The 22133-nt window shown below is 52.8% G+C and carries 19 protein-coding genes; 11 read left to right on the top strand and 8 right to left on the bottom strand.

The window, feature by feature from the left end; genetic code table 11:
* Positions 1–18: 18 nt before the first annotated feature.
* Positions 19–2247, bottom strand: a complete 2229-nt coding sequence (locus FKW19_RS06010; RefSeq protein ID WP_006116676.1) for a PQQ-dependent dehydrogenase, methanol/ethanol family — start codon at positions 2245–2247, stop codon at positions 19–21.
* A gap of 208 nt (positions 2248–2455) precedes the next feature.
* Entirely contained in the window at positions 2456–3019 is a 564-nt protein-coding gene (locus FKW19_RS06005; protein WP_089178357.1) for a hypothetical protein, read from the bottom strand.
* Positions 3020–3208: 189 nt separating this feature from the next.
* On the opposite strand from FKW19_RS06005, the gene FKW19_RS06000 reads away from it, so the two are divergent.
* The 5 genes from FKW19_RS06000 (at position 3209) to cyoD (ending at position 8460) form a co-directional block, all read left to right on the top strand.
* Positions 3209–3985: a Bax inhibitor-1/YccA family protein gene (locus FKW19_RS06000; protein WP_006116678.1), complete on the top strand. Its 777-nt coding sequence runs from the start codon at positions 3209–3211 to the stop codon at positions 3983–3985.
* 612 nt (positions 3986–4597) lie between these two features.
* Entirely contained in the window at positions 4598–5524 is a 927-nt protein-coding gene (gene cyoA, locus FKW19_RS05995) for a ubiquinol oxidase subunit II (RefSeq protein WP_006116679.1), read from the top strand.
* 5 nt (positions 5525–5529) lie between these two features.
* The gene (gene cyoB, locus FKW19_RS05990; protein ID WP_006116680.1) at positions 5530–7521 is read left to right on the top strand and encodes a cytochrome o ubiquinol oxidase subunit I; all 1992 of its coding nucleotides are present in this window, start codon (positions 5530–5532) and stop codon (positions 7519–7521) included.
* A 1-nt stretch (position 7522) separates the two neighbouring features.
* Positions 7523–8128, top strand: coding sequence for a cytochrome o ubiquinol oxidase subunit III (gene cyoC / locus FKW19_RS05985; protein WP_089178358.1), 606 nt, complete (start codon positions 7523–7525; stop codon positions 8126–8128).
* Complete coding sequence (cyoD, locus tag FKW19_RS05980; RefSeq protein ID WP_003629825.1) at positions 8128–8460, top strand: cytochrome o ubiquinol oxidase subunit IV; 333 nt, start codon at positions 8128–8130, stop codon at positions 8458–8460. The genes cyoC and cyoD overlap by 1 nt, the downstream gene beginning before the upstream one ends.
* A gap of 258 nt (positions 8461–8718) precedes the next feature.
* Here cyoD and fdxA read toward each other — a convergent pair whose 3' ends face one another.
* Positions 8719–9051, bottom strand: coding sequence for a ferredoxin FdxA (gene fdxA, locus FKW19_RS05975; protein ID WP_035353955.1), 333 nt, complete (start codon positions 9049–9051; stop codon positions 8719–8721).
* Between the two features lie 170 nt (positions 9052–9221).
* Positions 9222–11762, bottom strand: coding sequence for a helicase-related protein (locus tag FKW19_RS05970; RefSeq protein ID WP_193561083.1), 2541 nt, complete (start codon positions 11760–11762; stop codon positions 9222–9224).
* Between the two features lie 9 nt (positions 11763–11771).
* On the opposite strand from FKW19_RS05970, the gene FKW19_RS05965 reads away from it, so the two are divergent.
* Both FKW19_RS05965 and FKW19_RS05960 read left to right on the top strand, forming a co-directional pair.
* A complete protein-coding gene (locus FKW19_RS05965; RefSeq protein ID WP_089179857.1) occupies positions 11772–13358 on the top strand; it encodes a M17 family metallopeptidase in 1587 nt (528 codons plus the stop codon).
* Positions 13359–13514: 156 nt separating this feature from the next.
* On the top strand, positions 13515–13931 hold the full coding sequence (locus FKW19_RS05960; RefSeq protein WP_035353907.1) for a MarR family transcriptional regulator: 417 nt from the start codon (positions 13515–13517) through the stop codon (positions 13929–13931).
* Here FKW19_RS05960 and FKW19_RS15395 read toward each other — a convergent pair.
* The gene (locus tag FKW19_RS15395) at positions 13928–14089 is read right to left on the bottom strand and encodes a hypothetical protein (RefSeq protein ID WP_162870728.1); all 162 of its coding nucleotides are present in this window, start codon (positions 14087–14089) and stop codon (positions 13928–13930) included. The genes FKW19_RS05960 and FKW19_RS15395 overlap by 4 nt on opposite strands.
* Here FKW19_RS15395 and FKW19_RS05955 point away from each other — a divergent pair.
* Entirely contained in the window at positions 14074–14520 is a 447-nt protein-coding gene (locus FKW19_RS05955; protein ID WP_063353283.1) for a hypothetical protein, read from the top strand. The genes FKW19_RS15395 and FKW19_RS05955 overlap by 16 nt on opposite strands.
* A 10-nt stretch (positions 14521–14530) precedes the next feature.
* On the opposite strand, the gene FKW19_RS05950 is transcribed toward FKW19_RS05955, so the two are convergent.
* Positions 14531–15628, bottom strand: coding sequence for a UDP-phosphate alpha-N-acetylglucosaminephosphotransferase (locus FKW19_RS05950; RefSeq protein ID WP_089178360.1), 1098 nt, complete (start codon positions 15626–15628; stop codon positions 14531–14533).
* Here FKW19_RS05950 and FKW19_RS05945 point away from each other — a divergent pair.
* The 3 genes from FKW19_RS05945 to FKW19_RS05935 are packed head-to-tail and all read left to right on the top strand — an operon-like array spanning position 15622 to position 19266.
* Entirely contained in the window at positions 15622–17652 is a 2031-nt protein-coding gene (locus tag FKW19_RS05945) for a nucleoside-diphosphate sugar epimerase/dehydratase (RefSeq protein WP_089178361.1), read from the top strand. The two genes, FKW19_RS05950 and FKW19_RS05945, sit on opposite strands and share 7 nt — an antisense overlap.
* Positions 17649–18785: a DegT/DnrJ/EryC1/StrS aminotransferase family protein gene (locus FKW19_RS05940; RefSeq protein ID WP_089178362.1), complete on the top strand. Its 1137-nt coding sequence runs from the start codon at positions 17649–17651 to the stop codon at positions 18783–18785. The genes FKW19_RS05945 and FKW19_RS05940 overlap by 4 nt, the downstream gene beginning before the upstream one ends.
* A gap of 16 nt (positions 18786–18801) precedes the next feature.
* Entirely contained in the window at positions 18802–19266 is a 465-nt protein-coding gene (locus FKW19_RS05935; protein WP_003629813.1) for a hypothetical protein, read from the top strand.
* Positions 19267–19361: 95 nt separating this feature from the next.
* On the opposite strand, the gene FKW19_RS05930 is transcribed toward FKW19_RS05935, so the two are convergent.
* Together FKW19_RS05930 and gorA are read right to left on the bottom strand one after the other, a co-directional pair.
* The gene (locus FKW19_RS05930; RefSeq protein ID WP_006116690.1) at positions 19362–20726 is read right to left on the bottom strand and encodes a dihydroorotase; all 1365 of its coding nucleotides are present in this window, start codon (positions 20724–20726) and stop codon (positions 19362–19364) included.
* Positions 20727–20732: 6 nt separating this feature from the next.
* Positions 20733–22130, bottom strand: a complete 1398-nt coding sequence (gene gorA / locus FKW19_RS05925) for a glutathione-disulfide reductase (RefSeq protein ID WP_089178363.1) — start codon at positions 22128–22130, stop codon at positions 20733–20735.
* Between the last annotated feature and the right edge of the window lie 3 nt (positions 22131–22133).

Below are 22133 nucleotides of genomic sequence, written 5' to 3'. Positions count from 1 at the left end.
CGTAACTCTGCCGAGGCATTAGGGGTTAATGCCAAGTGTCGGGTTTTCGGGAATGTTCTTGTCATTCTTCCGAGCATCCACTTCACGCTGATACGTGTCGTTTGCTCGTTTGATCAGATACTGACGGATAGCTTCAATTTCATCCGGCGTCATGCTGGTGTCAAAGCGATCCATCCCGTAAGCCGTCAGCGCACCGCGACCAACTACGTTGTAGAAAGCATCCTGGTGGCGGATAGCACCGGCCCAACGCAGATCAGGCAGCATACCTGCGCCTTCGCCGTTATCACCATGACAGGTCTGGCAGTAGGTCTGATACTGGAAGTAACCATTATCAACGACCTTCTGGTCATACTGTGCAGGTGGTTTTACGGGCAGGAAGCCACGGTTGTTCAGAGCCGGTAGTTTGGCTTTGCCATCCAGAGAGAACGCAGCAATGTAGGAGTGGTTAACTGTCCAGCCAGAAGTACGGCCTACGCCACCCATGGAAATCGGGTAGATGCCGCCCCAGCCCACTTCAACAGCAACATACTGCTTGCCGTTGACGCTATAGGTCATAGGCGGAGCGATAATGCCGCTCTGTGCGTCAAACTTGTAAAGATCGCTACCGTTTGTGGCGTCATAGGCGTGGAATTCACCATTGGCCAAGCCCTGGAACAGAAGATCACCGCCGGTGGCCAGAACGCCGCCGTTCCACGGACCTTTGTGGTCAATCTTCCAGACCGTTTCCATTTTGACCGGATCCCATGCCAGCAGCCAGCCGTGCAGATCCTTAATATAAGCGGTACGTGCTTCTGGGGTGTCAGGCAGACCATTCTTGGTCATGTCCAGACCAACGTTCCAGGAATCCGCATGCGGCTTAAAGCCACCAACCTGGTTTTTATAACCAAACGGAATCTGATGAGCTGGGATATAGACCAGATGTGTTTTGGGGCTGTAAGCCATGCCCATAAAGTTATGTGCACCCAGTGGGCCAGGAATACCGTACCAGAACTTGCCGTTCAGGGTGTACAGACCATCTGGGTTGTAGATCGGGCGACCTGTCAGCGGGTCCAGACCGTTGGCCCAATTCTGGTAAACGTAGTTTTTGCCAGACAGGAATTCACCAGTCTTGGCATCCAGAACGTAGAAGAAGCCATTTTTAGGAGCATGCACGATCACGTGGCGCATTTCGCCATTCACTGGCATGTCCAGTGTCATGATCTGCTGAACAGAGGTGTAATCCCACTGATCCATTGGGGTTGCCTGGAAGTGCCAGACATATTCACCCGTTTCAGGCTTCAGGGCGACAATGCTGCCCAGGAACAGGTTGGAACCAATGCCTTCAGAACGGTATTTATAGTTCCAGGGAGAGCCGTTACCAACAGCCAGGTAGATCAGGTCACTGACCGGATCATAAACCAGAGAATCCCATACAGTGCCGCCGCCGCCCTGACGTACCCAAGCGCCTTTGGGGCCCCAGGTTTTGTAGGCTTTGCTCATCAGAATATTGTCTGATGCAGCGTGATCAGGTTCGTTCTTGTTGTTCGGAACGGTGTAGAAGCGCCATTTCAGCTTGCCGGTTTCGGCATCAAAAGCGGAAACAAAGCCACGGGCACCAAATTCAGCACCACCGTTACCAATCAGCACCAGGCCTTTTGCTACGCGTACCGCGCCATCCACTGTGTAGGAGCGCTGCTTGCCCAAGGAGGCATCGGCTGGGATGGTGTTAACTTCCCAAACCTTTTTACCGGTTTTTGCATCGGCAGCGACCAGACGGCCGTCAAACGTGCCCCAGAAAACCTTGCCGTTCCAATAGCCTGCACCACGGTTAACCGTATCACAGCAGCCTTTATCAGCAATGTTGCCGGGCACTTTGGGGTCATACTGCCAAAGCAGCTTACCTGTGGCAGCGTCCAGCGCTTCCATTTTAGACCAGTTGGTTGTGGCATACATAATGCCATCTACCACCAGCGGGGTTGCTTCCTGCCCGCGGTTGGTATCCAGCGTGTAGTACCAAGCCAGCTTAAGATCACCCACGTTGGAGCGGTTGATCTGATCTAGGGGGCTATAGCGCTGTTCGCTGTAAGTGCGACCATAAGAAAGCCAGTTTTCGGGGTGATCATCTGCATGGATGATAGCTTCCCCCGTATTACCCTGACCGTCAGCGCGGGCAGGGACTGCCGCGTAAGGCAAAGCAGCGGCACAGATTGTTCCGGCCGCGAGAATTCCTAGCAGTGAACGTCTCTTGGCGGAGGCGGGGCGGGTCATGCGTTCATGTCCTCGACTATTATATACGGTGAGGAAAAAGATAGCCGGCAGGCCGGTTTCTCACACAACAGCCAAGGGGAACGCTGTCTGTCAATCACGGGGAAGGAATAGCAGCTTCCATTCTGCGGGATAATTTCCCGTGCTTACAGGCCTGTAGAGCCGGAAATTATGCTCACAATCAGATTATGAAAGGCGCTTACAAATCTTGTTATAACAAGTGTGTGGGTTCTATGCAACCTGATGTAAACGCATAATCGGCCAGAAGTTCCATATCTGTCGTTTCACGATTTTTCCAAGAACTGAACAGGGTGAATTCATAAACCTCGTCCTCTGGGGCACGCAGACTGTGGTGGATGCGCAACCAGTTATGGACGTCTTCTGGTGGAACAGTTGAGATTGTGCCTAGTGGCACGCTGAGTGGGTGGCAGATACGCTTTACCTTCAGGCCTGCTTGCTGAGTCTGACGCCTGATTTTCACGGAAAGGTGATCGCATACGGCAGATAGAATCTTGGCCGTAAGAATGATTCGCTCGCCTTGTTGCACAACGTCCAACCCGGAGTGGACAAGTGTTGCCGGAGTTGATGTCTGGATAGAAAGCAGCCCCGCATCCAGATTCTCCATAATGTCTGGATCAGAGGTTTCTCCCATGATCACCAGTGGAAGAAACAGGAAGGGTTCGGGCTCCCATTCCCGATTGGGGAAGAAGGTCTGAATTTGCTGAAAGAATTCCAGCATGGGGGCGGGAAGGCGAATTCCGGCAATCAAAAACATAGCTGGTACTTTATTCCTTGGCTTGTGATGGCCGATTTGTGGGGGAGCGCGTTATATGAAGAGATAAAAACCAGGCAGGAATAAAGCGCCCTGTTTTTGACCTGATTCTTTGTAACCCTTGACGACAGGGCAGGGCAGCCACAAGTATTAAGCAAAGCCGGCCTGTCCGGACAAGGAGAGTTAAACACCATGTCGTTTAGTCACGACTACCGATCCCCCGCTACGCCCACAGACTGGAATGCTCAGGCAGCCAATCTGGATGCTGGGCTGCGGGCCTATATGCTACGCGTTTATAACTGGATGGCATCTGGCCTGCTGCTTACCGGTATAGTGGCATATGTTATTGCCAACACAAGTTTGAGCCATCTGTTTTTTCAGGTGGTACAGGTACCGGGTGGCTTGGTGCCGCGCCCAACATTGTTGGGTGATGTGGCTATGCTTTCGCCATTGGCATTTGTGCTTGTTATGTCCTTTGGTTTGAACAGGCTTTCCCTACAGGGGGCGCAAGCGCTGTTTTGGGCGTTTTGTGCCACCATGGGCGCTAGCATGGCCAATATATTCGTTATTTATACAGATACATCTATTGTCCGGGTGTTTCTGGTAACGGCCTGCATGTTCGCTGCAACGTCTTTGTGGGGATACGTTACCAAAGCCAATCTATTGCGCTTTAGTTCTTTCCTGATGATGGGGCTGTTTGGGCTGCTGATTGCTGGCTTGGTGAACCTGTTTCTGAAGAGCCCGGCTTTGTACTATGTGTACAGCATTGTAGGTGTTTTCATCTTTACAGCGTTCAGTGCATTTGATGCGCAGCGTATTCGGGTTACTTATCCGCAGCTTGCTGCGTATGAAGGCCCGGAAATGACAGCTAAGCGCAGCGTATATGATGCGTTGAGCCTGTACCTGAACTTCATCAACCTTTTTCAGTTTCTTCTACAGTTTATGGGCGTAAGAAACTCCAACGATTAATTTATACAGGAGTCGGCATGGGGCGTGCGCTCCACCGGTATGCTCGAAAAGAAAACCCAGCCTCTCAGAGGGCTGGGTTTTTTTGTATGGGAAGGTATGCCCTGAATGAATGGCGGCATGTTTGCCCGGAATGCGTACCAAAATAGGCCGTTATCTTGATTCAAGATTTTGTAACGAAAATGTGAGATAAAATATTTTCGCATAACGGCATGAAATCGAAAGCGAAATTGTATTTTCCAGAAAAATACAGAAATATTTTGAAATATTTCGTGAAGTTGTTTGCCTCTGTTTTTATCGCACCAGAGTACCCATGCCGCACCGCCATATCAGCTAACCTGATTATGACGAAAGGCTGATGGAACTTTTCCGACATTTGAGAATCTGCGCTTTAGGAATAAAGTGCGCGCAAGGTGTTTTCGCGCTCCGTTCATTCTGTCACCAGCACGATATGCCGTGTTCCTTGTGTTTATGAAGGAAACAACGGTCTGATATGTGTTTGTGGTAGATGGGGAATGTTGAAACGCGGTTTTTCTTGCTGTTGTCAGGCTTCTATGGCAGCAGAACAAAGAGTCTTAGTGAGGCTAATTTGATGTCAGAACCAAGAGGCGTGCGATGAAAAACAAGTTACTGGCGAGAGTGGCGCGATTGGGCGGCCTATCGTCAGCATTGCTGCTTGCCGGGTGTGAACTTGATGTTCTCGACCCGAAAGGCCCGGTTGGTGAAGGGGTTAAAACCCTAATTGCCACCTCCACAGTCGCAATGCTGATTGTTGTGATTCCGACCATCCTGCTGACGCTTCTGTTTGCCTGGCAGTATCGCCAGTCTAACACGAGCGCCGAGTATCTGCCGAAGTGGTGCCACTCCAACAAAATTGAAGTGATTATTTGGGGCGTGCCTTCCCTGATTATCCTCTTCCTGGCAGTGATTACCTATCAGACCTGTCATTCTCTGGATCCGTATAAGCCACTTGAAGCAGAAGCAAATACCAAGCCTCTGCACGTTGAAGTGGTGGCTCTGGACTGGAAATGGCTGTTCATCTACCCAGAACAGGGTATTGCAACGGTCAATCAGCTGGCCATTCCGGTCAACACCCCGATTGACTTCAACATCACCTCTGATTCCGTGATGAACTCCTTCTTCATCCCGCGTCTTGGTTCCATGATCTACGCAATGGCAGGCATGCAGACCCAGCTTCATCTGCTGGCGAGCGAACCAGGCGACTATCTGGGTGAGTCTGCCAACTACAGTGGCCGTGGCTTTTCTGACATGAAATTCCACACGCTTGCTGTAAGCGGTGATGAATTCAATGCCTGGGTTGAAAAGGTGAAGTCTTCTTCCGAGCAGCTGGATAGCCAGACCTATCCGAAACTTGCTGCCCCAAGCGAAGCGAACCCCGTCGAGTATTTCGCGCATGTTGAACCCGGCATGTTCAACACGATCGTTGCCAAGTACAACAATGGCATGGTCATGGACAAAAGCACTGGCAAGATGATCCAGGTGCAGCAGTCTGCGATGTCCGACATGAATATGAAGGAATAGGATCTATGCTAGGGAGACTATCGCTCTCGGCCATCCCGTTGGATGTGCCGATCCTGGTAGGGACGTTCATCGGCGTTGTCATTGTCGGTGTCGCGGTACTGGGACTTATTACGTATTACGGTAAGTGGGGCTACCTCTGGAAAGAGTGGTTCACTTCTGTCGATCACAAGCGTCTAGCCGTGATGTACATCATCCTGGCACTGGTCGCTCTTTTCCGTGGTTTTGCTGACGCTATCATGATGCGTACTCAGCTCGCGCTGGCGTATGCAGGTAACCCAGGCTACCTACCACCACATCACTATGATCAGATCTTCTCCGCTCACGGAACGATCATGATCTTCTTCCTGGCCATGGCGTTCATGACCGGTCTGTTCAACTTCATCGTGCCTCTGCAAATTGGTGCGCGTGACGTTGCTTTCCCGTTCCTGAACAACCTGAGCTTCTGGATGACGGCTGTTGCGTTTATCCTGGTGAACGTTTCTCTGTTCATTGGTGAATTCTCGCAGTGCGGCTGGCTGGCATATCCGCCTTTGTCCGAAAATCAGTTCAGCCCTGGCGTTGGTGTTGATTACTACATCTGGGCCGTTCAGATTTCCGGTGTTGGCACGCTGCTGACCGGTGTGAACTTCTTTGTAACCATCGTGAAGATGCGCGCTCCGGGCATGACCTGGATGAAAATGCCTGTTTTCACATGGACAGCTTTCTGCGCTTCCATCCTGATCATGGTGGCCTTCCCTGTTCTGACGGTTGCTGTTGCTCTGCTGGGTCTGGATCGTTACTTCGGGATGCACTTCTTCACCAATGATGGTGGGGGCAACCAGATGCTGTACCTGAACCTGATCTGGGCTTGGGGCCATCCGGAAGTTTACATTCTTGTTATTCCTGCCTTCGGTGTGTTTTCGGAAGTTGTTCCTGCATTTTCCGGCAAGCCGCTGTTTGGTTACAGCACCATGGTTTATGCAACCTGCTCCATCATGGTTCTGTCCTTCCTGGTATGGGTTCATCACTTCTTCACAATGGGCGCTGGTCCGGACGTGAATGCCTTCTTTGGTATCGCGACCATGATCATCTCCATTCCTACTGGTGTTAAGCTGTTTAACTGGCTGTTCACCATGTATAAGGGCCGCATCCAGTTCCATGCCTGCATGTACTGGGCTGTTGGCTTCATGATCACCTTCACCATCGGTGGTATGACTGGCGTTATGCTGGCTATCCCGGGTGCTGACTTTGTTCTGCATAACTCCCTGTTCCTGATTGCCCACTTCCATAATACCATTATTGGTGGTGTGTATTTCGGTTACATCTGTGGCATGAACTTCTGGTTCCCGAAGGTGATGGGCTTCAAGCTGGATGAAACCTGGGGCAAGCGCGCTTTCTGGTTCTGGTTTGTTGGCTTCTATTGTGCATTCGTACCGCTCTACATTGTCGGTTTCGAAGGCATGACCCGTCGTTTGAACCACTACGACAATCCGGCATGGCATCCGTGGCTGCTGGTTGCTGAAGTTGGTGCAGTGCTGGTTATGCTTGGTATCGCTTGCCAGCTTACACAGCTGTATGTTTCCATCCGTGACCGTAACCTGCCGCAGAACCGCGACGTGACAGGTGACCCATGGAATGGCCGTACGCTGGAATGGTCCACGTCTTCCCCGCCGCCGGTATACAACTTTGCTATCGTTCCTCATGTGCACGAACTTGATGCGTTCATGCATGATAAGGAAAATGGTATTGATACCCGTCAGGCTGGTGCTCAGTACGAAGCAATCCACATGCCCAAGAACACCTCTTTGGGGCTGGCTTGTGGTATCTTCTCCCTGATCTTCGGTTTTGCTGCGGTTTGGTACATCTGGTGGCTGGCTGCTATTGGTCTTGTTGGTGTTATCGGTTCGGTAATTGCCCGCAGCGCTGATAAGGATATCGACTACTATATCCCTGCCGATGAGGTTGCCCGGATTGAAAACGAGCACACCCGTAAACTGATGGCACAGGCAGCTGAATAATATGGCACAGAACACAACTGTTCAGACCGCAGGCCACGACGAACATCACCACGAATCTCCGGTGGTGTTCGGGTTCTGGGTCTATCTGATGACGGACTGCATCATCTTTGGCACGCTTTTTGCCGTGTTTGCAGTTCTGCGTAACCAGTTTAACGGTGGCCCAACCGGCCACGAACTGTTCGAATTTGGTGGGCTTGGGCTGGAAACAGCCCTCCTGCTGGTTTCGTCCATCACTTATGGGTTCGGCATGATTGCCGCCCATAAGAGCCAGGTTTCCAAGGTTATCCTTTGGCTTGGCGTTACCTTCCTGCTGGGCCTTGGCTTTGTGGGGCTGGAACTGCGTGAATTTGCGCACATGATCGCAGAAGGCGCCGGTCCGGATCGCAGTGCATTCCTGTCTGCGTTCTTTACGCTGGTGTCTACTCACGGTCTGCATGTCACGTGTGGTCTGATCTGGATTATTACCCTGATCGTTCAGCTGATGGGTACGACTGAAATTCCGGAACGTATGATGAATAAGCTCACCTGCTTGAGCCTGTTCTGGCACTTTCTGGATATCGTCTGGATCTGCGTTTTCACCTATGTCTATCTGGCGAGCATGATCTGATGAGCAATCCGCATACATCCTCCTCAGGCGAGAGCCACGGTAGCGTATCTTCTTACATTATCGGGTTTGTTCTTGCCGTCGTTCTAACGGTGCTGTCGTTTGGTGTGGTGATGAGCCATAGCCTCTCGCCAGCAGGCACTCTGGCTGCTGTTTCAGCTCTCGCTCTGGTTCAGGTTCTGGTGCATCTGCACTACTTCCTGCACATGGGAGGAGATTCCGAACAGCGCTGGAACAACATGTGCTTTGTTTTCACCGTTGCTTTTGTGGCCATCCTGATTGTTGGTTCGGTGTTCATCATGAACAACACCGCACTGCACATGATGTCCCGCTAATATGGTGATGTTTCTACCGCCGCGTTAAGTGGCGGTAGAGAGCAAGCTGAAAAAAGCCCCTGTAGCTATTATGGCTACAGGGGCTTTTTTATTGGGTATTTTCTTGGCAGGGCATGCGGAGCATCTCGTGCCAGCACATTATGCAGTCTCTGGGGAAAGCAGAGGCAACCCAAGGTGAGGTGTTAGGGGCTGGGTACAAAAAAATGGTGCCAGCCTCAGGCTAACACCATTTCTCCAAACCTTAGTAAATAAAGGTTCTCAGTCTTTCTGCGGATCGGGGGAAAGCAGCTCTGTTTTGTTAGGCTTGTCTTTCCATTCTTCTGCATCAGCCGGGGGCGTGCCCTTGCGCGTAATGTTTGGCCACTGGGTAGCATATTTTGCGTTGATTTCTGCCCACGCTGCTGCACGGTCGTCGCTATCAGGGAAAATGGCTTCGGCGGGGCATTCAGGCTCACACACGCCGCAGTCAATGCATTCATCTGGGTTGATGACCAGAAAGTTTTCACCAGCGTAGAAGCAGTCAACGGGGCAGACTTCCACACAGTCCATGAATTTGCAGCGGATGCAGTTTTCAGTGACCACGTAGGTCATTGCCATCTCCGAAAATATCTGGCGGTGGAGGAGGGGCTCTCACCGCGTGGGGTCAGATGGCAGTACCTTTATATAGAAGCCTGCCACCAAGGATGGCGCAGATATGAGGTGCTTTTGCCCTAATGGCAACCCGCCTGTGTAAGGAGGGCAGCTTTCTTTTTACAACAAGGCTAAGGTTGATAGTGTTGCCGAAGCGTTGCCAGCACAGCAAAGGGGCTGTTGTGATTATATTTTTCTGGCTGAACTCTACCTGTACGCTTTTTTGAGTGTTTCCGATTTTTTACAGTTTTCTGGGGGATAATCAGAAAAGGAGCAGGTGGGCCAGCATGTGTATCCGGTAAAATCTGGGGTTTTTGTACATGCAGCCCAAGGCTACGCAAAATACCCGGAAGAATAGCCTTTTTTACACCTAGCCGAGAGGCAAAGAAATTCGGAATCTGCCGTGATCCGTGTGAAATCAGAGCTATAGATTCAGCATATAGTGCAGCAGCAATATCGAGTCGGATCAAGGTGCCCCCAGAAATAATCCATCCAAGCTGCATCAGGAGAGATTTCTGCGGCGGTGTGAGCAAAGCGGGTAAAGGGGCTGAAACAGCACCTGTGCGGGGCAGTTCTGGTAAAACAATGCCAGAATGTAAGCTTAACAAAAGGGCCCGCAAAGCCATGGAGCTAGGGCGCATTATTTTACTACAAAAAACAGTGTTTTTTTGTTGGGCAATATGAAGGCGCTTTAGCATGTGTCTGGCACGTACTGGCAAGGCGGAAAGGTGCGACACCTCGGCCACACCTCCGTTTTCGACCAGCATATGCACCATACCGCGGAGCAATGGCTGATCAGCCACTGCTTTTTCTGCATGAAATAAGGGTGCCAACTCTTTGCGGATATGTGCATCAACAAAGGTAGCCAGTCGTTGCCGGATTTTTTCTTTCTGTCCAGGTTCCAGAAATTCTGCCTCACGCACTTCAATAACCGGGTGCAGCACATCTGCTCCGGCTTGCAAGCGCGCAATGGTATCTTTCTGCCAGCTGAGTACGCCATTTTGCAGGTTCAGCGTTATTTCCGTGTCTGGTGCCTGCAAAAACTGGGAAACACGATAGGGTATCTGGTTACGTGCCGCCCGACGTGCCGCTTTGAGAATAAGTTTCTGGTCAGACTGTGCGGCTTCAGGGTCTGGGGTAAAGCTAAAGCCCCGCATATGGCCTACTGCATGCCCTTCTACACTTACTTCACCCGTGCGGGTAATGGCAGAAAGCAAAGGGGTGGTGTCTGCTTCTTCCAAGCGCCGTGCCAAACTAGCTGCGCGTTTATCTACAAAGCGTGTGGTCAGGCGTTCATGTAATGCGTCGGAAAGAGCATCTTCCAGCCTTAGGGTATGGTTCCGCCAGTGCGCAGCGTTTTCGACCCAATCTGGTCTGGCTGAAACGTAGGACCACGTGCGAATACCCATAAGGCGCTGCATCAGGACATCAATATCCCCCTCCAACTGTTCCAGATTGGCAAGGCGAGATTTCATCCATGCGGAAGGCAGGTGTCCTTTTTGGGCAAGCAGGATGAAAATCTGCTCACACAGCCGGATATGGCTGTCTTCCCCCAGTTTGCGAAAATCCGGAATCTGGCACACCTCCCACAACAACTGGGTGCGGGCAGGCGTATGGGCTAATTTTTGCACTGTAGCATTCTGCATCAGTGCAGACAGCGCCAGTAAGTCGGATGCTGGGGCGGCAGATTTCAGGCATCGGTCAGGAGGCTTTTGGCATAAGCTGGCGTAAAGCGTGCTGGGAGAGGTAAAATTGAGCTTGCTGTTACGCCACCACAAAAACGGCAGCGGCTCGAAATGGTGGGTTTCAATGGCCTCTACCATTCCTTCCGGAAAAGGTGGACATTCTCCGGTTGTGCCAAAAGTGCCATCCTGTGTGCCTCGGCCTGCGCGGCCCGCAATTTGGGCCGCTTCTGCTGGGGTTAGCAGTCGGTTTCTGTATCCATCAAACTTGCAGATATTGGCAAAGGCAATGTGCCGGATATCCATGTTCAGCCCCATGCCGATAGCATCGGTTGCAACCAGATAATCCACTTCCCGGTTCTGGTAGAGGGCAACCTGCGCATTGCGGGTGCGGGGTGAAAGCTGGCCCATTACCACAGCACACCCCCCTCGTTTACGGCGGATAAGTTCTGCAATGGCGTAAACTTCAGCTATGGAAAAAGCCACAATGGCCGTGCGCGCTGGCAGGCGGGATAGGCGCATGTGCCCCGTATATGTCAGGTTGGAAAGGCGGGGGCGTGTGTCTATTTCTATGTCACGAATCAAGGTTTTGAGCAGAGGTGCGATGGTTTCTGCACCCAAAAAAAGGGTCTCAGATCGTCCGCGCGCATTTAAAAGCCGATCTGTAAAAACATGGCCGCGTTCGGGGTCAGCGCATAGCTGAATTTCATCTACGGCTACAAACTCTACCTTACGGTCAGATGGCATGGCCTCTACCGTGCAGGAAAACCAACGTGCCTGAGGCGGGATAATTTTTTCTTCACCGGTAATCAGCCCAACGGAGCGCACGCCTTTAAGTTTAACCATGCGTTCGTAATTTTCACGCGCCAGCAAACGGAGCGGAAAACCGATCATGCCAGAGGAATGGGCTAGCATGCGTTCTAGCGCCAGATGTGTTTTTCCGGTGTTGGTGGGGCCCAAAATGGCCCGCACGGGCGCATCGTCCGGCATAGATGCGTGATGAGCGGCAGCAGCCATACGGCGGGAAGAAACCATCATGCAAACATCGTCTGCCGCCGCGTGTGGAAAAGCAAGCCATCAGATGCCATTATCCTTGCAGAAGGAAATATGCTGACGGGTAATTCGCCTGAAAGCGAAGGGAGAAATATCATGCCTGTTCGTGAAGCCGATTGTCTGGTTGTGTCCCGCCGAGGAAGTAAGGTGCGCACTGTTCATGCTGTTCGCCCATCGGAGCAGGCAGTTTTAGAGACATGGGTAGGGGAACAGGCAGCGGCTTTTGCAGAAAGTTGTGGCTTTAAAGCTCTTCCCGGCCAACTGGTTATGGTGCCGGATACAAACGGGGTGCCAACAGCGCTATTTGGCGTGCCAGAAAAGGGTGTGGTTGACCCATTTATTTTTGGGGCTTTGGCGCAAGAATTGCCGGACGGAGACTGGCGGGTGGAAACGCCGGATGACATTGCGCGGCATGATGTGATTTTAGGCTTCTGCCTTGGAGCATATCATTATGGTTTGAAATCTGCATCCGCCAAAAAACCAACAACACGATTGGTGGTCACAGCGCAGGAACGTGCAAGCGTGGCATCGGAAATGGCACGTTCCATCTGGCTTGCGCGTGATCTGATTAATACACCAGCCAATCTGTTGGGCCCGTCTGATCTGGCACGAGCAGCTAAAACAGTGCTTAAGGAATTTGGTGCTGATGTGGATGTTATAAAAGGAGCTGCGCTGGATAAAGCCTACCCTTTGCTGGCGCATGTGGGCAATGGGTCAGACCGCGGCCCACGTGTGGTGGTAGCGCAATGGCATGGCAGCACGGCAGATAAAAAAGCACCGCTGATTTCTTTGGTCGGTAAAGGTGTGTGTTTTGATAGCGGCGGGTACGATCTTAAACCCTCCAGCGGTATGCTGCGCATGAAAAAGGATATGGGCGGGGCCGCAACAGTTCTGGCGCTTGCCCGCCTGATTATGACGCAGGATTTGCCTGTAAGGCTGGAACTGCGGCTTGGCTGTGTGGAAAACAGCGTTTCCGGGCATGCCATGCGCCCGTTGGATGTGGTGCGTAGCCGTTCTGGCCTTACAGTAGAGATTGGCAATACAGATGCAGAAGGCCGTCTGGTTTTGTGTGATTTGTTGCATGAAGCAGGAGAGCAGAACCCCGATCTGCTGTTGGATGTTGCAACCTTAACAGGGGCTGCCCGTGTGGCTCTGGGGCCAGACCTGCCCGCCTTGTTCTGTAATGATGAGGCCATTTCCAAGGTATTTTTGGAAGCAGGGCAGCAGGAAGCAGACCCCATGTGGCGCTTGCCTTTGTGGCAAGGGTATCGGGAATGGTTGGGAAGTTCTGTTGCAGATATCAGTAATATTTCATCAAGACCTACGGCGGGTGCGATTACTGCCGGATTATTTCTTGAACGATTTGTAAATCCAGATCAGCGTTGGGTGCATATCGACAGTTATGCATGGAATGACAGTTCCCGCCCCGGACGGCCAAAAGGTGGCGATTCTCCTGGGGTTCGGGCCGTTTTTAAAGCTATTACGCAGCTTTTTTGTGAAGAGCAGGATACCGCTGCCATAAAGCTGTCATAAAAGAAGGGAGAATGTGTTCTTATTAATACTTTAAAAGAGTCGTTTCGCCTCCTATATGAAATCTCAAGGGGATTCGTTCCGTAACAGGAAGCGGGAATATGTCGCTTTATCTTGAGAGACCAAGATAAAGCGTGCAGCAAAAGGAAAGTGAAGCTTATGCCTCAGGCAGCAGAAAAAACAGAGGATCTGGCCAAAACCCTGCGGGATACGATTGTATCCTTGGTGCGTGGAGATGCTCCAGATCTGTCCGCTCGCCAACTGGCAGTGTTTTTGACATGTTATCTGGATGAAACCGGCCATACCGTACGTGGTCTAGCTGCCAGCCTGAACGTTTCCAAACCGGCTATTACCCGCGCTTTGGATCGGTTGAGTGAACTGGATCTGGCCCGCCGTAAGGTAGATCCGTTGGATCGTCGTTCCGTACTGGTGCAGCGTACGCCTAAAGGTGCTGCTTACCTAAAGGAAATTCGCACCATTATGGGCGAAACTGTAGAAAATGCAGCACGCAAGGCTCAACGTTCCGCAGAGCGTGAGCCAGCAGCTCGGCGTGTGCGCCGTGTGATGGCTGCCTAAGTTTTTGCTGGTTCAACCAGTTTGAAACTTTTGTAGGAAGTAAGCGTTTTTTCTTCACGGTTTTCTGAAAAGCCTGCTGTTTTGTATTCTAAAGCAGCAGGCTGATTTTTCGGCCAGACCAACAAGAAGAAAGGAACGTTCCATGCGGTTTTCTTCATTTTTTGCCGCAGCTGCGCTTGCGGCATCGGCCAGTTTTATTCCTGTCGCCCATGCTGAAGATGCCATGGGGTCACCCACTGCTACGGTTACTATTACAGCGCGGTCAGCCGATCTGGGAGTAGGCTATACATGGGGTGGCGGCAGGCTGCGTTACGGCGGTAAAACGTACAAGTTTTCTATTACCGGCGGCACAATTGCGGCTGTTGGTTATTCTAAAATTGAAGGAAAAGGCACCGTTTATAATCTGCATCGTTTGTCAGATTTTAATGGCACTTATGGCGCTGCTCATGGTGAAGCAACGCTGGGGCAAGGCTTGGGTGGCGCTGTTCTGGAAAACAAGAATGGCGTGCGTATCAAGATTGAAACCATTTCTCAGGGCGCACGGCTTGCAGGTTCTGCACAGGGGCTGACCTTGACGCTGGAAAAATAAAAGATTGCAGTTACCACGCGCCAACAGGGTGTTGGCGCGTGCGTAAAATTGCAAAGCCTGTCCATATAAGTTGCGGCACGCATACAAGTATAAAAGCCGTTATGCTTCCTGCTGTTATAGGCATAGGGGCCACAAAACAGGCTACCATTATCCCCCAAAGTGTGAAGGCCCATTCCATGCAAGAAATGGCGGGAGCATATATGCCGCTTCGGTGGAGCACCTGATACAAATGCCCACGATGCGCCTGTACCAAGGAATGTCCGGCCAGTTTGCGGCGAATCAGCGTGAAAATAACATCATAAATCAACGGAAACAGCAGCGCAGGCCCCACAACCCACCCAGAGGGAAGTGCAGAATGTGCTGCGGTATACAGGGCGGCAGCACCAGCCAGTAGCCCACATCCTTGGCTTCCTACGTCTCCCAGAAAAATGCGGGCATTGGGGAAATTAAAAGGCAGAAAACCTGCCAAACAAAAAGCCATAAGCAATGCTGGCCAACGTAAAGTTGGTACGCCCAGATAAGTAGCTGCGCCGGCTATACATAGTGCTGCAAGACATAAACAGCCAGAAATCAGCCCGTTTAATCCATCCATGAAATTAACGGCGTTCGTTATAAATATCAGCCATAATACGGAAAGAATGGCCCCAAAAAGCGGTGTGGGCCAAGGCAGAGTAATGCCTCCGACCACAATGATGCAGGCAGCGGCGCATTGCGCTGCAAACTTAATGGTGGGGGGCCACTGATAAACGTCATCAAGCCATGAAACGGCACATAGCAAAAGGGTAGCCGTAGCCAGCGTGCAGGCGGGGAGGGAAAGAAACTGCTGGCCGGTAACATACATAAGCATCGGCAAAACAGCCGCAAAAGCAAGCATTACACCTATGCCGCCCCCTTTGGGGGTGGGGGTATCGTGGGCACTGCGATGCCCCGGCGTATCCATAACGGCAAGCCCGATCATGCCCAGCACAATACAGGCGGAAAGAATGCAGGCACCTAAAAGGCAGAAAATTGCCACACAGGAAAAAGAAAAAGACATGAAAAGACAGTCGTCCGGTTGAGCCGCTTCTAGGATGGCAGGTGCTACGCTATAGGTGCAAGATAATGGCATCACAACACTCTCAGCCCCTACACCGTAATCCGCGTCTGCGCCCTGTAAACAGGATAGCCGTAAATATCGTGCTGGATGGCGTATTGGCGGCACTTGCTGCACCTCTGGCGCGGTGGCTGGCGGCCCCGCAAGATGGATTGCTGCATCCACTCTGGTTTCTGGCTGGGGGGGCTATCACGCTGCTTGTCAGCGGGTTGCCATTCCGTATGCCACAGCAATATTGGCGGTTTTCCGGTGTTTCAGACCTTCTAGGTATTGCTGGAGCCTCCATTGCCAGTTCCGTGCTGTTTTCATGCGGGCTTGTGGCAGTGGGCTTTCCGTTACCTAGCCTGACCTTTCCCATTATTTATGCGTTGGTTCTGCTGGTTATGCTGGGCGGGTTGCGTGTGGGGTATCGTCTGGCGCACAGAATAGCCCTTCGTCGGGCCAACCTACGGCGAGTAGTGTTGATAGGGGCAGATACGGTTGCAGATCTGTATCTGCGTGCGCTGGAGCGTAACCCAGAGGCAGGGATTCGTGTTGTAGGGCTTGTGGCCTTGGGCACGCATCAAGCAGGCCGACGCATCCACAACGTTCCCATTTTGGGGCATGTGGAAGATATTGGGGCCGTTTTAGATCGGTTGGCCAAAAACAATATGCTGCCCGAATCCTTGGTGGTGACAGATCCTTCCTTCCGAGGTCGTGCTCTTACCAATGTGCTGGATGCGGCAGCGGTGCATGGTATCTCAGTATTGCGCACGCCGGCTTTAACAGATCTTACCCCCGCAGAGCGTGTGCAACTACGGCCTGTACCATTGGAAGACTTGCTCAACCGCCCCCAGGTGCCACTGGATCGGGAAGGTATGGAACGGCTGGTGGGCAACCGCACCGTTCTGGTTACGGGGGCAGGGGGCACTATTGGTTCTGAACTGGTGCGGCAGATTGCTCTCCTTGGCCCTAAACGCCTGATTCTGCTTGACCATGGCGAGTTCGAGCTGTGGCAGATAGATGTGGAACTTGCAGATTGTGCCCCTCATGTGCCGCGAGAAGTGGTGGTGGCCGATGTGCGGGATGAAGCGCGGCTTGATGATGTGATGGCGCGTTTCCGTCCGGAATTGGTGTTTCATGCCGCAGCGCTGAAGCATGTGCCTATTGTAGAGGCAAACCCGGCTGAAGGATTGCTAACCAATGTGCATGGTACGCGTGTTGTAGCCGATACGGCATCTCGCCACGGGGCGCAGGCCATGGTGGTGATTTCAACAGACAAGGCGGTGAATCCCTCCAGCCTGATGGGCGCATCCAAGCGAGCGGCAGAAATGTACTGTCAGGCGTTGGACGTGCGTGCCCGTGCATCGGGCAAGGCAAATGCCATGCGGTGTGTTACCGTGCGCTTTGGGAATGTTTTAGGGTCTACTGGTTCTGTTGTGCCATTGTTCCGCCGCCAGTTGGAACGTGGTGGCCCACTTACCGTCACACACCCTGAAATGCGCCGATATTTCATGACAGTGCCAGAAGCGGTGGGGCTTGTGTTGCAAGCCAGTGTGCGCGGCATGCGCCATACAGATGGCTCTGGCACCGATGACTTACTGCGGCACGGCGGTATTTTTGTGCTGGATATGGGAGAACCTGTCCGCATTGTAGATCTGGCCCGGCAGATGATCCGTATGGCCGGTTTGCGCCCTGATGAAGATGTAACTATCCGTTTTACGGGCTTAAGGCCCGGTGAAAAACTGTATGAGGAACTGTTTCATGGCCGGGAAGCCCCAGTGCCAACCGATGAACCCGGCCTGCTAATGGCAACGCCCCGGCTGGTTGATCTGGAGCAGATACGCCAAGAGGTGGATCAGATTACGGCCTATGCGCGAGAAGGTGATGTGCAGGCTGCTTTGCGTATTCTGGCATTGCTGGTGCCGGAATTCGATCATAACCCAGCAGGAGAGGTGCGTGCCCTGGCGCCAGAATCTGCGGTGTCTGGTGCTATGGCGGCGGGTGTTGTACACAGCGGACAGGCGCAGGCCGATGGCAATGAGCAGGTGGCATTATGAACAGTTCACAAAACAGGCCTATCGCTTTTCTTGATCTCGCAGCCCAGCAAAAACGGCTGGAACCCGCATTGCGGCAACGGTTGGAAGCCGTTCTGGCGCATTGTCGCTTTGTAATGGGGCCAGAGGTTCTGGAGCTGGAGCAGCGCTTGGCCCAGTGGTGTGGCGCGCAAGAGTGCGTGGGTGTTTCCTCTGGCACAGATGCTTTGCAGATTGTGATGATGGGGGAACAGATTGGCCGGGATGACGCTGTGTTCCTGCCCGCGTTTACCTATACCGCCACGGCAGAAGTGCCCTTAGTGTTGGGTGCCACGCCTGTTTTTGTGGATGTTGACCCACAGACCTTCCAGATTGATCCAGAGCACCTGCGCAAGCGCATTCGTGCCGTGCGGGAAACTGGTAAACTGAAACCACGCGCCATTGTTGGGGTGGATCTGTTTGGCCAGCCTGCGCCGTGGGCAGAGTTACGGGCCATTGCGCAGGAAGAAGACCTTTTCCTGCTGGCTGATTGTGCACAATCCTTTGGAGCAAAGCTGAATGGTGCGCCTTTGGGGCGGGAAGCCACAGCAACAACGCTATCCTTTTTTCCATCCAAGCCTTTGGGTGGTTATGGGGATGGCGGTGCTATTCTGACGGATGACCCGGAGCGCGCAGCCCTTTATCGTTCCTTGCGTACACATGGCGAAGGCACAACCCGGTATGAGGTGTTGCGTACCGGTATGAACGGACGGCTGGATACTCTGCAAGCCGCTGTACTGCTCGCCAAGTTGGATGACTTTGCGCGAGAACTGACGCGGCGTGAGGAAATTGCCTGCCAGTATGATGCAGGCCTGAAAGATGTGGTGCAGGTGCCTGCACGCGTGCCAGATAGCCAGAGCGCATGGGCCATTTATTCCGTGTTGCTGAAAAACAGTGCCGAGCGTGAGCAGATGCAGGCCCGCCTGAAAGAACAGGGGGTGCCATCAGCAATTTACTACCCGCTGCCGCTGCATAAACAACCAGCCTACCGGGATCATCATGATGGTACGGCGTTGCCTGTTTCAGAAGATTTGGCGCAACGCATTCTGGCGTTGCCAATCCATCCGGAACTGACAGATGAAGAAGTAGCCCGCGTTATTGCTGCGGTGCGCGGGTAAGAGAAAGATACAGATAATGCGGAAAGAGACGGCTTTTATTATTGGCTTTTTTATTTTTACGCTCAGTACGGCAGCCCTGATCTGGAAAGTGGCTCTGCCTAACCTCAAGCCGGTTTCCTTTCCGCAAGTGGCAAGTGGTACTTTGGATGTTGGCCCCATGCACCGCACACGCGCTTTAAGCCCGGATGAAGTAAAGGCGGTGAATGACTGGTTTAAGGATAACAAAGGTGGCTGGGGGCCGTTAACGCGCACGCCGCCATCATCAGGCGATGCCCGCATGGTGCTGAACGATGCTCAGGGTAAAGAAGCCTTGGTGCTTACGCTCTGGACAGGTATTAGTGCCGCAGATTGGAACTCCACCGTGTTTGTTGAAAACCCGGATGGCTCACAGGTGCATTACAGATCGTTTTCCAACAAGGAATTTGCACCTCTGCGGATGATGGTTGACCGTTACCCCTATAAACGATCCAGCTTCCCCTGATTTTTAAAAGTGTAGAGTGCCACAAAAACAAAACCCCTTCCACTTATGCGGTGGAAGGGGTTTTTTGCTGTGAGCTGAATAGCTGTGCCGGAGGGCTAGCCAGCAGGCCTGTCTGTTGCATCAAAACGGAAAGGCTCGCCAATGGCTTTGTCTGCCAGAGTGCCTTCCCACATAACCTGATGACCACGGATAATGGTGCCAACAGGGCGGCCTGTAATGGTGTTGCCGGTAAAAGGAGACCACCCGCAGCGTGAAGCCAGCCATTCTTCCTTGATCGTCCACTGAGCTTTCAGATCCACAATTGTAAAGTCTGCATCATACCCAACGGCAATGCGCCCTTTACGCACCAAACCGAACAAACGCTGTGGCCCTGCGGATGTGAGATCTACCAAGCGGCGCAGTGTCAGCCGGTGGTGCGCAACGTGGTTGAGCATCAAAGGCAGAAGTGTTTGCACGCCCGGCATGCCGGAGGGAGAAGCAGGATAGGTACGGGCCTTTGCTTCCTTGCTGTGGGGAGCGTGGTCAGACCCAATGACATCTGGCAAGCCCTGAGAAACCCAATACCACAGGCCGTCACGGTGTGCGCCGGAGCGGATAGGTGGGTTCATCTGCGCGAATGTGCCAAGGCGGGCGTAAGCGTCTTCTCCCGCAAGTGTGAGATGCTGAGGGGTGAGTTCACAGCTTGCTACATCGCGGTGCTGGGCAATCAGGGCCAGTTCTGCCGGGGTGGTAATATGCAGCACATGCACACGCCGCCCGGTTTTGCGTGCTAGATGCAGCACACGGGTGGTGGCCCGTAGGGCTGTTTCATCATCCCGCCAAACAGGGTGGGATGATGGGTCGCCTTCAACCCGTTCTCCCATACGTTCTTTTAGGCGGGTTTCATCTTCGGCATGAATTGCAACGCGGCGGCGTCCAGATTTCAGCACACGTTCCAACATACTGTCTTCTGAAACCAGCAGGCTGCCGGTGGAAGAGCCCATAAACACCTTAATGCCAGCAGTGCCCGGCAATTTTTCAAGCTCACCACATTGGTCGGCATTATCAACCGTGGCCCCTACGTAAAAGGCATGTTCGCACCACATGCGGCCTTTTGCGCGGGCCAGCTTGTCTGCCACAGCTTCTGGCGTAGAGGTGGTGGGTTTTGTGTTGGGCATTTCAAACACGCCCGTTACCCCACCCAGCACGGCTGCACGGCTGCCGGATTCGAGGTTTTCATTTTCCTCGGCGCCGGGTTCACGGAAATGAACCTGCGTATCTATTACGCCGGGCAGAATGGTCAGGCCCGTGCAGTCTATGGTGCGGGCGGCATCAGCTTGTCCGCCAATGGCGGCAATGGTGCCACCTTTAACGTAAACTGTGGTTTCCACTGTGCCATCAGGCAGTACAACGGAGCCACCCTTCAGTGCCAGATCAAAAGGGCCGCGCTGGTCGCCAATAAAAGGGGCAGAAGGTGCCATAGGGAATTATCCTTCAGCTTTCGGGGTTTCCCGCGTGCGGGTACGCATGGTCACCAGCTCTTCAGCCGATGTGGGGTGAATACCAATTGTGCGGTCAAAATCTGCTTTTGTCAGTTCGGCCGTTACAGCAATGGCTACCCCTTGCAGCATTTCTGGTGCGTCATCCCCTAGAATATGCACCCCCACAACCTTTTGGCTTTTTTGGTCCACAACCAGTTTCATAACTGTTTTACGTGTGCGGCCGGTCAGGGTGTGCCGCATGGGGGTAAAGCGGGTAAAATAAATGTCCACCGCGCCATTACGGGCGGCTTCCTGCTCTGTCAGCCCAACGGTTGCCAATGGGGGAGAAAAGAAAACAGCTTTGGGGGTTGTGGCGTAGCACCATTGGCGGGCAGGGCCTTTGCCAAACAGGTGGTCAGCCAGATGATGGCCTTCTGCAATGGCAACGGGGGTCAGGTTGATGCGGTCTGTTACATCGCCAATAGCGTAAACATCCGGCTGGGCTGTTGCACTATTGGTATCAACTTTGATGCGCCCATTATCTGCTGTGGTGATGGCTGTATTTTCCAGTCCCAGCGCATCAATTTTGGGCCGACGGCCTGTTGCCATAAAAACGCAATCTGCGCGCAGGTGCTGGCCATTATCCAGCGTAACCACAAGGTCTGTGCCATCTTTGGTAATGGCGGTGGGGCAGGTGTGGCGGTGCTGGGTAATGCCGCGTGCATCAATGGCTTCTGCCATGGCGCTGCGCATTTCTTCATCAAAACAGCGCAAGGGCAAATCACGCCTGTACACCAGATCTACCTGAGAACCCAAGCCTGCAAAGATACCAGCAAATTCAATCCCGATATATCCACTGCCAATAATAACCACTCGTTCTGGCCGCTGAGGCAGGTGGAAAGCCTCATCAGAGGTAATTGCCAGTTCCTTGCCGGGGATATCAGGTTTTACGGGGGTGGAGCCAGTGGCAATAACAATGCGTTCTGCCGTAACAGTGCGGGGGGCTTCGTCCGGCGCAAGGGAAGAAGGTTCAATGCAGATGGTGTGTCCATCTACAAACCGGGCATGGCCGGTTAAGAGCGTAATACCGGCTTTTTCCAGCATAGAGACGTAAATGCCGTTCAGGCGGGTAATTTCCCGATCCTTGGCGGCCATGAGCTTGCCCCAGTCATGCGTGCCGCGGGTGGATGTCCAGCCAAAACCGTGGCTGTCCTCTACCATATCGCCGTATTCACTGGCCTGCACCATCAGCTTTTTGGGCACGCAGCCCAAATTTACACAGGTGCCGCCCCAATGTCGGCTTTCTGCAATGGCAACGCGCGCACCGTGGCTGGCTGCAATGCGCGCGCACCGTACGCCGCCGGAGCCCGCCCCAATAACCAGAAGATCAAAATCATAGCTCATGGG

Origin of the sequence: Acetobacter sp. DmW_125128, assembly GCF_008704325.1 — a bacterium.
In the GTDB taxonomy this organism is placed as follows: domain Bacteria; phylum Pseudomonadota; class Alphaproteobacteria; order Acetobacterales; family Acetobacteraceae; genus Acetobacter; species Acetobacter oryzifermentans.
The sequence above is the reverse complement of the archived record's forward strand: the minus strand, read 5'-3'. Positions and strand labels throughout refer to the sequence as shown.

Coding starts and splice junctions, on each gene's coding strand:
- gorA (WP_089178363.1), bottom strand. CDS start 22,130: ATGAGCTATGATTTTGATCTTCTGGTTATTGGGGCGGGCTCCGGCGGC.
- FKW19_RS05965 (WP_089179857.1), top strand. CDS start 11,772: ATGAGCGGCAGCAGCCATACGGCGGGAAGAAACCATCATGCAAACATC.
- cyoD (WP_003629825.1), top strand. CDS start 8,128: ATGAGCAATCCGCATACATCCTCCTCAGGCGAGAGCCACGGTAGCGTA.
- fdxA (WP_035353955.1), bottom strand. CDS start 9,051: ATGACCTACGTGGTCACTGAAAACTGCATCCGCTGCAAATTCATGGAC.
- cyoA (WP_006116679.1), top strand. CDS start 4,598: ATGAAAAACAAGTTACTGGCGAGAGTGGCGCGATTGGGCGGCCTATCG.
- FKW19_RS06005 (WP_089178357.1), bottom strand. CDS start 3,019: ATGTTTTTGATTGCCGGAATTCGCCTTCCCGCCCCCATGCTGGAATTC.
- FKW19_RS05940 (WP_089178362.1), top strand. CDS start 17,649: ATGAACAGTTCACAAAACAGGCCTATCGCTTTTCTTGATCTCGCAGCC.
- FKW19_RS06010 (WP_006116676.1), bottom strand. CDS start 2,247: ATGACCCGCCCCGCCTCCGCCAAGAGACGTTCACTGCTAGGAATTCTC.
- FKW19_RS05935 (WP_003629813.1), top strand. CDS start 18,802: ATGCGGAAAGAGACGGCTTTTATTATTGGCTTTTTTATTTTTACGCTC.
- cyoC (WP_089178358.1), top strand. CDS start 7,523: ATGGCACAGAACACAACTGTTCAGACCGCAGGCCACGACGAACATCAC.
- FKW19_RS05950 (WP_089178360.1), bottom strand. CDS start 15,628: ATGCCATTATCTTGCACCTATAGCGTAGCACCTGCCATCCTAGAAGCG.
- FKW19_RS05930 (WP_006116690.1), bottom strand. CDS start 20,726: ATGGCACCTTCTGCCCCTTTTATTGGCGACCAGCGCGGCCCTTTTGAT.
- FKW19_RS05945 (WP_089178361.1), top strand. CDS start 15,622: ATGGCATCACAACACTCTCAGCCCCTACACCGTAATCCGCGTCTGCGC.
- FKW19_RS15395 (WP_162870728.1), bottom strand. CDS start 14,089: ATGAAGAAAACCGCATGGAACGTTCCTTTCTTCTTGTTGGTCTGGCCG.
- FKW19_RS05960 (WP_035353907.1), top strand. CDS start 13,515: ATGCCTCAGGCAGCAGAAAAAACAGAGGATCTGGCCAAAACCCTGCGG.
- FKW19_RS05955 (WP_063353283.1), top strand. CDS start 14,074: ATGCGGTTTTCTTCATTTTTTGCCGCAGCTGCGCTTGCGGCATCGGCC.
- cyoB (WP_006116680.1), top strand. CDS start 5,530: ATGCTAGGGAGACTATCGCTCTCGGCCATCCCGTTGGATGTGCCGATC.
- FKW19_RS05970 (WP_193561083.1), bottom strand. CDS start 11,762: ATGCCGGACGATGCGCCCGTGCGGGCCATTTTGGGCCCCACCAACACC.
- FKW19_RS06000 (WP_006116678.1), top strand. CDS start 3,209: ATGTCGTTTAGTCACGACTACCGATCCCCCGCTACGCCCACAGACTGG.